9 protein-coding genes are annotated in these 11634 nt (G+C 66.0%); 4 read left to right on the plus strand and 5 right to left on the minus strand.

What is annotated here, in order from left to right:
- Positions 1-3: 3 nt before the first annotated feature.
- Genes TS85_RS05595 through TS85_RS05605 form a run of 3 tightly spaced genes read right to left on the minus strand, consistent with a single transcriptional unit; the run spans position 4 to position 4093 of the window.
- A complete protein-coding gene (locus TS85_RS05595) occupies positions 4-1608 on the minus strand; it encodes an MFS transporter (RefSeq protein WP_044330914.1) in 1605 nt (534 codons plus the stop codon).
- Positions 1605-2660 (minus strand): amidohydrolase family protein, encoded by a 1056-nt coding sequence (locus TS85_RS05600; RefSeq protein WP_044335929.1) that lies wholly within the window; start codon positions 2658-2660, stop codon positions 1605-1607. The genes TS85_RS05595 and TS85_RS05600 overlap by 4 nt, the downstream gene beginning before the upstream one ends.
- 5 nt (positions 2661-2665) lie before the next feature.
- Positions 2666-4093: an NAD-dependent succinate-semialdehyde dehydrogenase gene (locus TS85_RS05605; protein WP_044330915.1), complete on the minus strand. Its 1428-nt coding sequence runs from the start codon at positions 4091-4093 to the stop codon at positions 2666-2668.
- A 194-nt stretch (positions 4094-4287) separates the two neighbouring features.
- On the opposite strand from TS85_RS05605, the gene TS85_RS05610 reads away from it, so the two are divergent.
- Together TS85_RS05610 and TS85_RS05615 are read left to right on the plus strand one after the other, a co-directional pair.
- Positions 4288-5121, plus strand: coding sequence for a nuclear transport factor 2 family protein (locus TS85_RS05610; RefSeq protein WP_044330916.1), 834 nt, complete (start codon positions 4288-4290; stop codon positions 5119-5121).
- Positions 5122-5329: 208 nt separating this feature from the next.
- Positions 5330-5860 carry a MarR family winged helix-turn-helix transcriptional regulator gene (locus TS85_RS05615; RefSeq protein WP_044330917.1) on the plus strand — a complete coding sequence of 177 codons (531 nt, stop codon included), beginning with the start codon at positions 5330-5332 and terminating at the stop codon, positions 5858-5860.
- Between the two features lie 38 nt (positions 5861-5898).
- Here TS85_RS05615 and TS85_RS05620 read toward each other — a convergent pair whose 3' ends face one another.
- Both TS85_RS05620 and TS85_RS05625 read right to left on the minus strand, forming a co-directional pair.
- Positions 5899-6405, minus strand: a complete 507-nt coding sequence (locus tag TS85_RS05620) for a DUF3237 domain-containing protein (RefSeq protein WP_077228482.1) — start codon at positions 6403-6405, stop codon at positions 5899-5901.
- A 26-nt stretch (positions 6406-6431) separates the two neighbouring features.
- Complete coding sequence (locus TS85_RS05625; protein WP_052507766.1) at positions 6432-7784, minus strand: MFS transporter; 1353 nt, start codon at positions 7782-7784, stop codon at positions 6432-6434.
- Between the two features lie 340 nt (positions 7785-8124).
- Here TS85_RS05625 and TS85_RS05630 point away from each other — a divergent pair, with 340 nt between their 5' ends.
- Together TS85_RS05630 and TS85_RS05635 are read left to right on the plus strand one after the other, a co-directional pair.
- Positions 8125-11070 (plus strand): TonB-dependent receptor plug domain-containing protein, encoded by a 2946-nt coding sequence (locus tag TS85_RS05630; RefSeq protein ID WP_077228483.1) that lies wholly within the window; start codon positions 8125-8127, stop codon positions 11068-11070.
- Between the two features lie 56 nt (positions 11071-11126).
- Complete coding sequence (locus tag TS85_RS05635; protein ID WP_052507768.1) at positions 11127-11606, plus strand: DUF3237 family protein; 480 nt, start codon at positions 11127-11129, stop codon at positions 11604-11606.
- Positions 11607-11634 lie beyond the last annotated feature (28 nt).

The raw sequence follows: 11634 nt of genomic DNA on the forward strand, positions 1-11634 counted from the left end.
GCGTCACACCGGTTCGCCGGCGGCGCGGGCGCGATCGAGCATCGCGGCCTGATCGCGGTTGACGCGCAGCAGCAGGACGACGAGCAGTGCGACCATCACCGGCGCCACCCAGTTGATCGACACGATCGCATGGCGCAGGTCGCCGCCATGCGCGTCGCTGATCAGCCCGACGACATAGGGCCCGATGCCGAGCCCGAAGATCGTCGAGACGATGATGTACAGGCTGGCGGTGATCCCGCGCATGCGGGGCAGCACCAGGTCGTACAGCGTCGCGAACAGCGGTGGCATCCACATCGTCACGATCACGCTGTACAGCGCGAAGCGGATGTAGAAGCTGCCGACGTCGCCCGCCGCATAGACCCACGGCGCGAGCAGCGGCGCGATGACGAGCGAGGCCAGCGTAACCGCCACCCGCCCGCGCGGACTCCCGAAGCTCACCCGGTCCGACAATGGCCCGGCGATCAGCGGGCCGACCACGCCCAGCAGCGTGGCGACCAGCCCGAACTGGAGCCCGGTGACGCTGGGCGACAGGCCATAGGTTTTCATCAGGAACGACGGGGTGAAGCCCATCACGCCATAGTTGATCACGCTCTGAAGCGTGCCCACGGCGATGCACAGCAGCACCGACGGACTCGTCGCGATCACGGCATAGGCGGGGCGATCGGTCCGCGCGAGCGTCTGGACCAGATTGGTGACGACGAACACGCCCAGCCCTGTCACGCACCATTGCAGCACATGCGCGCTCACCGCGATGCCGCCCAGCACCAGCGGCGGGCGAGGCGCCAGCCGCTCGGCCCCGGCAATCGCCGCCAGCGTGCCGAGCACGATCAGCGCGAGCATCCCCAGGTTGATCGCCCAGCTCCGCGCCGGGGCGCCTGCCCGCGCGAGCGTGATCCAGTTCGCACCCGGCGTGACCGCCGTGAGCACGCCCAGGCTGGCGCGGAAGGGGGCGGGGTCGGCGGGCGTTGCGATGCCGTCGCTGCCGCCGCGCGCGGGTTCGCGCAGCCGCCACATCGCCGCCGAGATCAGCAGCCCGGGCAGCGCCGCGACCAGAAAGGCGAACTGCCATCCCGCCAGCCCCAAAGGCGCGGTGCCCGCGGCATGGTGGCGATCCCAATATTCGGCCGCCACCCCGCCCAGCACCAGCGATGCGCCGAGCCCCAGCGCGATCGCCGCCGACATCACCGCCATCACCAGCCCGCGCCGCTGCCGGGGGAAATAATCATAGAGCAGGCTGGTGCCCGCCGGCTGCGCCGCAGCCTCGCCGATGCCGACTCCCAGCCGCGACAGTGCGAGCAACAGGAAGCCCCCTGCAAACGCCGCCGTGCCCGTGGCGATCGACCAGAACAGGATCGACAGGGCGAGCAGCCGGGTACGCACCCAGCCATCGGCAAGCCGCCCGAGCGGCAACGAGAACAGCGCATAGAAGAGCGCGAACACCGTGCCGTACAGCAGCCCCATCTCGGCATCGCCGATATGCAGGTCGGCCTTTATCGACGGGGCCAGGATCGCAAGGATATTGCGATCGAGCAGGCTGACCATCTGCGTCGCGGCGACGATCGCCAGCGCGTACCAGGCACCAGGGACGATCGCCGCGCGCGCCTTCACAGCTTGAACACGCGTTCGGCGTTGGTCTGCATCAGCTTCTTCTTGGCCGTGTCGGAAATGTCGAGCAGGTCGCAGGCGCGGACTTCGTCGGCGACATATTCATACGGATAATCCATCGCATACATCACGCGATCCTCACCCATCACTTCCTGCATCAGCTTGATCGCGGGCGGGAAGGGCAGGCCGCTGGTCGTCGCCAGCACATTCTCGCGCAGACAGGCGAAGAAGTCCTTCTTCAGCGGCTTGAATCGCTCATAGCGCTGCGAGCGGACGCCGGCCTTGTGCATGTAATCGATGCGGTACAGCCAATAGGGGATCGCCTCGCCGCCATGGCCGACCGCGATCTGCAGGTCGGGATAGCGATCGAAGATGCCGGTGGTGATCAGCCGGAGCAGGTGCATCCCGGTCTCCACCCCGAACCCGAAGATCGCGCCGTCCAGTCCGGCCTCGATCATGCCGCCGATCATCGAATCGGGCAGCGTCTGCGGGTGGATGTAGAGCGGCTGGCCGGTGTCGGCGAGCGCGCGGAAGATCGGGTCGAACTGCGCTTCGTCGAGATAATGGCCCTGGGTATGGCTGTTGACCATCACGCCGCGAAAGCCGAGTTCGTTGGCCCCGCGCCGGATTTCGGCCGCCGACCATTCGGGGTCCTGCGGCGCGATCGAGGTCATGCCGACGAAGCGCGTCGGATGCGCCTGGCACCGTTCGGCGAGAAAGTCGTTGGCGCGCGCGACCATCGCCTTGGCCTCCTCGGTGTCGAGCAGCGGCTGCACGCCGGGCGAGGTCAGCGACAGGATCGCCACGTCGATTCCGGTCGCGTCCATGTCCGCCAGCCGCCGCTCGCCCAGGTCGAGCAGGCGATCGATGATCAGCGTCGCGCGCTCGGAGGGCGAGGTGGCGTAGAAGCCCCAGAGCGATTCCATCCCCTTGTCGGCGGTGCCGTCCTTCACCATCCGGAGGTAGACGTCGATCTGCTCGCGCGTCGCGAAGGCCTCTTCGGTCGCGATGCGCAGATAGCCGCGGTCGCCGCCGGTCTTCAGTTCATGGCTCATGTCGCTCAACCCTCGTGTATTGCTTTGGTGACCAGGCACGCATCGATGCCCTCGGGACCATCCTCGGAGCCATGGCCCGACCATTTCATGCCCCCGAACGGGCTGTCGGCGCCGCCGATCATGGTCGTGTTGATGCCGATCATCCCGCTCTCGATCTCGCGCCCGATGCGGCGCTGGCGCTGCGCGTCGCGCGTCCAGGCATAGGCGGCGAGGCCATAGGGCAGGCGGTTGGCCTCGGCGATCATCGCCTCTTCGTTGGCATAGGGATTGATGATCGCGACCGGGCCGAACGGCTCCTCGTTGAGCATCGCGGCATCGATCGGCACGTCGGAAAGCACGCTGGGCTTGTAGAAATAGCCGCGATTGCCGATCCGCTCGCCGCCGGTGTGCAGCGTCGCGCCCTTGTCGCGGGCGTCGGCGATCAGCCGCTCCATCGCATCGGGGCGGCGCGGATTGGCCATCGGCCCCATGCCCGAGCTCGCTTCCATTCCGTCGCCGACGACGATCGCCGAGGCGCGTTCGGCAAAGCCTGTGCGGAAGGCGTCATAGACATCCTCCTGCACGATGAAGCGCGTCGGCGAAACGCAGACCTGGCCCGCGTTGCGGAACTTGCTGGCGACCATCGTGTCGAGCGCCTTGTCGATATCGGCGTCGTCGAACACCAGCACCGGGCCGTGCCCGCCCAGTTCCATCGTGGTCCGCTTGCAATCCTCCGCGGCGAGTTTCACCAGATGCTTGCCGACCACCGTCGAACCGGTGAAGCTCAGCTTGCGGATGATCGGCGAGCCGAGCAGGTGGCGCGAAACCTCGTCCGGCACGCCGAACACCGCCTGCGCGACTTCCTTGGGCAGCCCGGCGTCCAACAGGCATTGCAGCACGCCCAGCGCCGATGCCGGCGTCTCCTCGGCGGCCTTGAGGATGACCGAACACCCTGCGGCGATCGGCGCGCCCAGCTTGCGCCCCGGATTGCCCAGCGGGAAATTCCACGGCGCAAAGGCCGCGACCGGGCCGACCGGCTCCTTGACGACCGTCGATCGCTGTCCGACCGGGCGCACCAGCGCGCGGCCATAGATGCGGAAGACTTCGCCGGCATAGAAGTTGAACAGGCCGATGTTCATCATCACTTCGATGCGCGATTCGGCGAGCGTCTTGCCCTCTTCCAGCGTCGCGACGCGGGCGAGCGTCTCGATCCGCTCCTGCATCAGCCGCGCGGCTCCGGAGAGCACCGCGGCGCGCTGCTGCGGCGTCGAGTTGCGCCACAGCCGGAAGCCGCGCTGCGCCGTCTCCAGCGCGCGGTCGAGGTCGGCGGCATCGGCGAGGGGCAGTTCGGCAAGCGTCGCGCCGGTGGCGGGATTGACGACGGCGTGCGTCCGTCGCCCGCCGCCGGCAACACGCTCGCCGTCGATCATCATGTACAAATCGGGGTAGGTCATCGGGCATCCTTGATGCAGCGGATGGGTCGAAACGGGCTGAGCTTTCAGTCGTGGGCGAGGGATGCGCGGGGATCATTGATAAGTCAACGTTCCATTGCGTCCAGGCGAAAATTTCCGTACCCGTGTTGAAACCCTGTCGAGAAAACAGCCTGTTGCCGCGCGGTCGCGGGCCAGCGGACAAGGATTGGAGAGAGATGCTCGACTATTCGGCCTATATCGCGACCTTCTGCACCGGCGACGACGACCTTCTGGTTGAGCGCTATTTTGCAGACGATGTGGTCTTCACCGGCGGCACCCGCGAGCATCACGGCAAGGCCGAGTTGCGCAAGTTCCTGGCCTGGGCGCATGACGGCGTGCGCGAAGTGCCGCGGGTGCAGAATGTCCTGCAACGCGAAGACCTGATCCTTGCCGAGATCGACATGGATTTCCACGCGACCCGCCCGCGGCGCGACTTCCCGTTCGGCGATCTGGAGCCCGGTGACAGCGTCACGGTCAAATTCCTGGTCAGCTACAAAATCGAGAACGACAAGGTCGTCGCGCTCAAATCGATGACCTGGCCGCCGGGCAAGGGCGTTTCCCGGCTTCCGAAGCTGGGCGGGCATCCCAGCCAGGTCGCGGCATTCCACGCCTATTGCGCGGCGTTCAGCAACGCCGATTTCGATCGATTCGCGCGCTTCTACACCGACGATGTCGTGCTCGAGCTCGGCTCGGTGCCGCCGATTCACGGCAAGGACGGGATCACCGGATTCTACCGCGCCATGTTCGCAAGCGTGCGCGAAAGCCTGACCGTGCATTCGGTGCTGGCGGACGACCGCACCATCGCGCTTGATGCCACCGCGCGCTTCACGGCGGTTACCGATGCCCCCGATTTCGTCGTCGGCGCGCTCTCGAAAGGCGAGTTCATCGAACTGCGCGTGTTCGTCCATTACGAACTGCGCGACGGATTGATCTCGCACATCCGCGTCGGTCGCGGCGGCGCCGATGGTTTGCCGCGATTCTTCGACGCGGAGGGGCGCCGCAAGCCATAGCGCTAAGCGCTTGTTTGAAAATTCGCGAAAGAGCGAATTTCAGGCGGCACCAGCCCGCTCCCCCGCCCGGCCACCCCTAGAATATTGTCGTCGGGTGGCCGGGCGGGGGAGCGGGCTGGTGCCGCGCGAAATGCGCCGCAGCGCATTTCCAAACAGCTTCTAATCCGCTGGCTGGCGGGCGCCCGAAAAACGCGATAACGCACGGTCGATGACGAGCGTAAGACAAGAGACAGCGGCCCCTGCGCAGGAGCAGAGCGGCCATCGCGATCCGGAAGCCGAGGAGACGCTGCGCGGCTGGACCTATACGGGGCTCGACTTCCCCACGTTCCGGCTCACCTTGCTGGCGAAGGCGATCGACCGCGTGACGCTGCGGATGCTGGCCGATCACTGCGACCTTACGTTCGCGGAGTGGCGTGTGCTCAGTCGGCTGGCGCCGATCGACGGTGCGACGGTGCGACAGGTCGCGCAGATGGCGTGGGTCGATCGCGCCGAAGTCAGCCGCGCGGCCAGCACGCTGGAGGATCGCGGGCTGGTGACGCGACGCGACAACCCCGCCGATCGCCGCGCGCCGATCCTGTTCGTCACGCCGAAGGGGCAGGCCGAATATGAACGGCTGCTCCCGATCCGAGCGGGCTTTCACCGCGGCCTGACCGAGGACATGCCGGCTGAGGACCGCGAGACGCTCGACCGGCTGCTTGCCCAGATCGGTAAGAAACTGGGCAAGCTGGTCGAGAAATGACGCGCCATGCGCCGTGAGGCGCATCACCAGACCTCCGCTCAGCGGATCGCGTAATAGCGCACGATCGAGTGATCGGGTTCGTCGTCTTCGGTTAGCTTGGGAACGCGCTTGCCGACGCCGACGATGACGGTGCGGTTCATCCATTCATGCTTTCCCGCAGGTGCCCGGAAATAGGGGGTGCAGCGGAAATAGCGTCCGATCGCGGGTTCTTCGTCGGGCCCCTGGTCGGGGGTGCGCAGCGGCCCGTGCACATAGCCCATGTTGCGGATATAGATCAGCGCGCCGTCATCGGCCTGGATCATGTAATGCGCGTTCAGCTCGACGACGCCGTCGGTGCGGATCACCGGCCAGTCGGCGCCGCTATGATCGACCAGCATCCCGTTCAGCAGCGGCCCCGATACCGTCGATCCGATGTCGAGCGAGGTATAGCCATGGTTGGGCCCGTTCGGATGGATTGCCCCGGTGGCCCATCTTTTGTCGAAATTCATCCGGACGTCGAAGGCGTGTTCGTAGCGCAGTTCCAGCATTGGGTCGGCGATGGACATTGGTACTCCTCAAAAAACGAAGGGGGTCAGGCGGTCGCCGGCTTGGGCTGCGAAACAGGCTCGGCACGCGCGAGATCGGGGATCATCAGCACCAGCAGGCCCACGGTCAGCGGCAGCACCGCAATGATCGTCAGCGTCGTCTGGAGCGAGAAGTGCGAGGCGAGCGCCAGCCCGCCGAACAGCGGCAGGATCACGCCACCGATCCGCCCCATGCCGCCCGCCCAGCCCAGCCCGGTGCTGCGCATGCTGGCGGGATAGATGCGGGTCATCATCGTGTTGAGCCCGGTCTGCCCGCCGGTCTGGAAGAAATTATAGGCCAACAGCGCGCCCAGGAAGAACGGGGCCTCGAACGGGACGATCGACAGCATCAGGATCATCCCCGCAAGCCCGAAATAATAAGCGGGGATCAGCCGCGACGCGCGAATACGGTCGAATAGCCACCCCATCGTCAGCGTGCCGACGAGCCCGCCGAAGAATCCGAGCATCGCGAGCACCGCAAAGCGCTGGATCGGAATGCCCGCCATTTCCTGGAAGAAGGTGGGGAGCCATGCCGCCATCAGCGCGATCGTCCCCATCGACAGCACGCATGCCATCCACAGCACCGCCGTCGCGCGCGCCCGCCCGCCGCGGAAAATGTCGAGCAGCCGCGCTTTCTGCGCGTTGGACGAGCCATCGGCGGCGACGAAGACTTCGTGCCCGGTCAGCTCGATGCCCGGGGCAAGGCGCCGCAGGATCGGCGCGATGCGGCGGTCGGCGGGGTTGCGACTCGCGAGGAACTGGACCGATTCGGGAAGCGCCAGCAGCATCACGAGCGCGCCCAGGAGCGGCATCACGCCGCCCAGCCAGAACCCGCTCTGCCAGCCATAGGCGTCGATCAGCCATGCGGCGGCAGCGCCACCCGCGGCGCCGCCCGCGCTATATCCTGCGAAGGCGATCGATATGAAAACGCCGCGGCGCGCGCGCGGGGAATGCTCGGCCAGCAGCGATATCGCCATCGGCAGGCCGCCGGACAGGAAGATGCCGGAGAGGCCGCGGATAATCGCGAATTCGGTGATCGTCGTCGCCATGCTCGCCACCAGCGTGAGCACGCCGAACGCCAGCGAACACGCCACCAGCATCCGCTTGCGGCCATAGCGATCGGCGAGCGGGGGCGCGACGAAAGCCCCGATCGCCAGCCCGATCTGCTGAAGGAAGAAGACCAGCGTCATGGCTGCGGGCGCCTCGCCCAGGCCGCGGGCGATGGCGGGTGCGATCTTGCCGACCAGGAAAATGTCGAAGCCGTCGACGAACATCACGAAGGTGCAGATCGCCAGGATCCGGAAATGGATCGAGCGCGATTGCTGGCCGTCGATGAAATCCTGGACTCGGAACGTCGTCATGCCTCTCCATCTCCTGCACGCCCGACGCCGGTGCTGTCGGCCCGATGTCGTGACCCGGGTACCGTTGACGAATCAATGAAAAAAGTCAAACGCTGCAACGCGGGGTGTCGAGTGATCCCGCGCGACGCTGCACGGCGCGGCATCTGCCCCGCGCGCGGCATTGCGGCCTGGTCCACGGTTTTCGCGCCGCCCGCACTCGATCCGCGCGCTCGCGCGACCCGAGCAAGCATTCGTCATGTTTCGCGTCTTTCTTCTTGGCTCCGACTGTGTCATTGAGTAATCATTGAATGATTGAGTAATCAATGAAACCCGGGAACCGGGTTCACAGGGGAGGAAGGCAATGCACCATTCCATTCGAGTCTACGCCACAGCGCGGTTCCGTCTGGGCGCAAGCCTGGCAGCAATCACGGCAGTGATGGCGGCGGGCGCCGCCTCCGCCCAGCAGCAGGATGTGCCGGCTGCGACGCCGGTCGTCGAGCAGGCATACCCTTCGCAGGACGTCGCCGCGGACCAGACCCGCGACGAAACCGATGCGATCGTCGTCACCGGTTCGCGGCTCGCCCGGTCGGGCTTTACTGCGCCGACGCCGGTCACCGTGCTCGGCGCCGAGCAGATGGAGCGGCAGGGTGTCGCCAACGTCGCACAGGTGCTCGCCGAAATCCCGGCATTCCGCGCCCAAAGCTCGCCGACGACCTCGGCGATCTTCGTGAGCAATCTGGGCGCCGCCACGGCCGATCTTCGCGGGCTGGGCGGCAACCGTACATTGGTGCTGGTCGACGGACGCCGCGTCGTGGCGTCGACGGTGTCGGGCGGCTCGTTCACGCCCGCCAACACCGTCGACCTCAATCTGGTCCCCGCCTCGCTGCTCGAGCGGGTCGAAGTGGTGACCGGGGGCGCATCGGCCGCCTATGGATCGGACGCCGTCGGGGGCGTGGTCAACCTGATCATCAACCGCAACCTGATCGGCCTGAAAGCCACCGCGCAATATGGCATCACCGAACGCGGCGACGGCGCCGAGTTCATGGGGTCGCTCGCCTATGGCACGCGCTTTGCCGGCGATCGCGGGCGGTTCATCATCGGCGCCGAATATGTCGACAATCGCGGCACCGGCGACTGCTACACGCGCAAATGGTGTGCGGAGAGCTACAACACGGTCAGCAATCCGTTCCGCGCGGGCAGCACGACCGAGCGCGTGATCGCCGGCCAGGCGGCCACGCTGATCCTGCCCAATGCGCGCACCGCCACGGCATCGCTCAACGGCCTGGTGATCTCGGGCCCGCTGCGCGGCACGTCGTTCAATGCCAATGGCACGACGTTCGCGCATAATTACGGCACCTATGGCGGGGCCGGCCTGTTCCAGAGCGGCGGCGGCGATTCGCAGCTGGCGTTCTACGAATATTTCCCCATCGCCGCGCCCGCCGAGCGCATCAACGTGTTCAGCAATCTCGATTACGAACTGGCCGACAATTTCAAGGTCTTTGCCCAGGGCTCCTACGGGCGCGTGCATGGCGAAGTGCAGGGGTCGGCACGTCGCGACATCTCGCCCGCCGGCGCCTATCAGATCCGGCGCGACAATGCCTTCCTGCCCGCATCGGTGGTCAGCCAGATGGTGACCGCTGGCGTGCAGACATTGGCGTTCGGCCGCATCTGGAACGATATCGGGCCGCAGCTGGGCGAGGTCACGCGCGAAACCTATCGCTTCGTCGGCGGCTTCGAATATGGCATCGGCGCGGGGCTGACGATCGACGGCTATTATCAATATGGCCGCACCGATTATTCGCAGCGCGGGTATAATACGACGGTCAATTCGCGGATGGGCTTCGCAGTCGATGCCGTGCGCGATGGATCGGGCAACATCGTGTGCCGGGCGACGCTGCCCGGCGCCAGCTTCAACGCCGCGGCTGCGGGCTGCGTACCGCTCAATCCGTTCGGCAATGGCGCCTCGTCGGCGGCGGCGCGCGATTATGTGACCGAAACGGTGATGCAGGACACCGTCCTCGACCAGCATGTCGCCGCGCTGACGTTGCGCGGCAACCTGGTCGAGCTTTGGGCGGGGCCGATCGCCTTCGCCGTGGGCGGCGAATATCGCCGCGACGGGGTTTCGACGACGATCGACGCAATTTCAGCGGCGAACAACTTCTTCACGAGCCCGGGCGGCGGCATTGACGGCGGCACCCGCAGTCTTGACGTCAAGGAAGGCTTTGTCGAAGTCGCCATACCGCTCGCCCGCGACATGACCCTGCTGCGGAGCCTGGAATTGAACGGTGCGGCGCGCGTTACCGATTACAGCAACAGCGGCCAGGTCGAAACCTGGAAGGTCGGCGTCAATTGGGAACCGACCGATTTCCTGCGCTTCCGCGGCACGCGTTCGCGCGATATCCGGGCGCCGAACTTGTTCGAGCTGTTCACCTCGCCGCAAAACTCGTTCCAGACTGTCGATGATCCCCGGAATGGCGGTGCGCGGGTGCTGGTGCCGACCCTGCTACAGGGCAATGCGACGTTGCAGCCCGAAGTCGCCGATACCTGGACGGCGGGCGGCGTCATTACCGCGCGCATGGGCAGTGCGGGCACCTTCCGCGCCTCGCTCGACTGGTTCGACATCAATCTGGCGGGGGCGATCAGCACGCTGGGCGCGCAGGTGATCGTCAATCGTTGCAACACCGGGGATACGGCGCTGTGCAGCCTCATCACCCGTGACAGTGGCGGGACGCTGACGCGCATCCTGAACGCCAACCTCAACCTCAACACGCTGATCACGCGCGGATGGGATATCGAGGCGGACTATAATCTGCCGCTTGGCAACGGCAATTCGATCGGCATCCGCGCGCTCGCGACGGTGGTGAAGGATCTGATCACCGTCGATACCGCCGGCGTCGCGATCGATCGCGCCGGGCAGAACGGATCGGGCGTGTCGCAGCCATCGGGGCTTCCCGACTACACCATCAACGGCTTCCTTACCTATCAGGGCAACCCGTTCTCGGCGCAGCTCCAGCTCCGGCATATCTCGGGCGGGCGCTATTCGGTCACCAATATCGGCCCGGACGAGGAGGGCTACAGCCCGCTGCTGGCCAATTCGATCAGCAACAACCGCGTGCCGGCGGTCACCTATGTCAACCTGAACTTCCAGTTGAAGGTGAACCCCCAGTTCGAACTGTTTACCGTCGTGAACAACCTGCTGGACAAGGATCCCCCCAACAACCTGCCGTCCAGCTTCGGGCCGACCAACCCCGTGCTGTACGATGTGCTGGGCCGTTCGTATCGCGCGGGCGTCCGCCTGACGTTCTGAACCTGATGCCGGCCCTTCCTGCGCGAGGGGCCGGTGTCGCACGCCGGAGTTCTGGTTTGACCGACACCCCGCACCCGTTTCATCCGAATTTCGAATACGCGTTCACGATCGCGATCGAGCTGAGCAAGGCGACCTATATCGCGCCGTCGAACACCGGGCAGACGCGCGCCGCGATCTATGCGACGAGCGGGACCGTGGAGGGGAGGATCAACGGCATCGTCGTGCCGATGAGCGGGGGCGATTTCCCGCTGGTGCGCGCCGATGGCGTTCTCGATTTCGATGCGAAATATCTGCTCGAGCTCGACGGCGATGCCCATGTGATGATCCACAACCGTGGCTATCGCTGGGGCAGCGAGGATGCGATGGAGCGCCTGCGCCGCAACGAGCCCGTCGGGAATGACGAATATTATATGCGCGTGGCGCCGCGATTCGACGCGCCGGCTGGCCCGTACGAATGGCTGAACCGCTATGTCTTCGTCGGCGTCGCGGAGAAGCTGCCGGGATCGAACCGCATCCATTATTTCCAGTTGATGTAGGCGTGGGGCGAACGCGACACTCCCGATT

It is taken from the genome of Sphingomonas hengshuiensis (genome assembly GCF_000935025.1).
GTDB classification, from domain to species: domain Bacteria; phylum Pseudomonadota; class Alphaproteobacteria; order Sphingomonadales; family Sphingomonadaceae; genus Sphingomonas; species Sphingomonas hengshuiensis.

Coding starts and splice junctions, on each gene's coding strand:
- TS85_RS05625 (WP_052507766.1), bottom strand. CDS start 7,784: ATGACGACGTTCCGAGTCCAGGATTTCATCGACGGCCAGCAATCGCGC.
- TS85_RS05630 (WP_077228483.1), top strand. CDS start 8,125: ATGCACCATTCCATTCGAGTCTACGCCACAGCGCGGTTCCGTCTGGGC.
- TS85_RS05615 (WP_044330917.1), top strand. CDS start 5,330: ATGACGAGCGTAAGACAAGAGACAGCGGCCCCTGCGCAGGAGCAGAGC.
- TS85_RS05620 (WP_077228482.1), bottom strand. CDS start 6,405: ATGTCCATCGCCGACCCAATGCTGGAACTGCGCTACGAACACGCCTTC.
- TS85_RS05605 (WP_044330915.1), bottom strand. CDS start 4,093: ATGACCTACCCCGATTTGTACATGATGATCGACGGCGAGCGTGTTGCC.
- TS85_RS05600 (WP_044335929.1), bottom strand. CDS start 2,660: ATGAGCCATGAACTGAAGACCGGCGGCGACCGCGGCTATCTGCGCATC.
- TS85_RS05610 (WP_044330916.1), top strand. CDS start 4,288: ATGCTCGACTATTCGGCCTATATCGCGACCTTCTGCACCGGCGACGAC.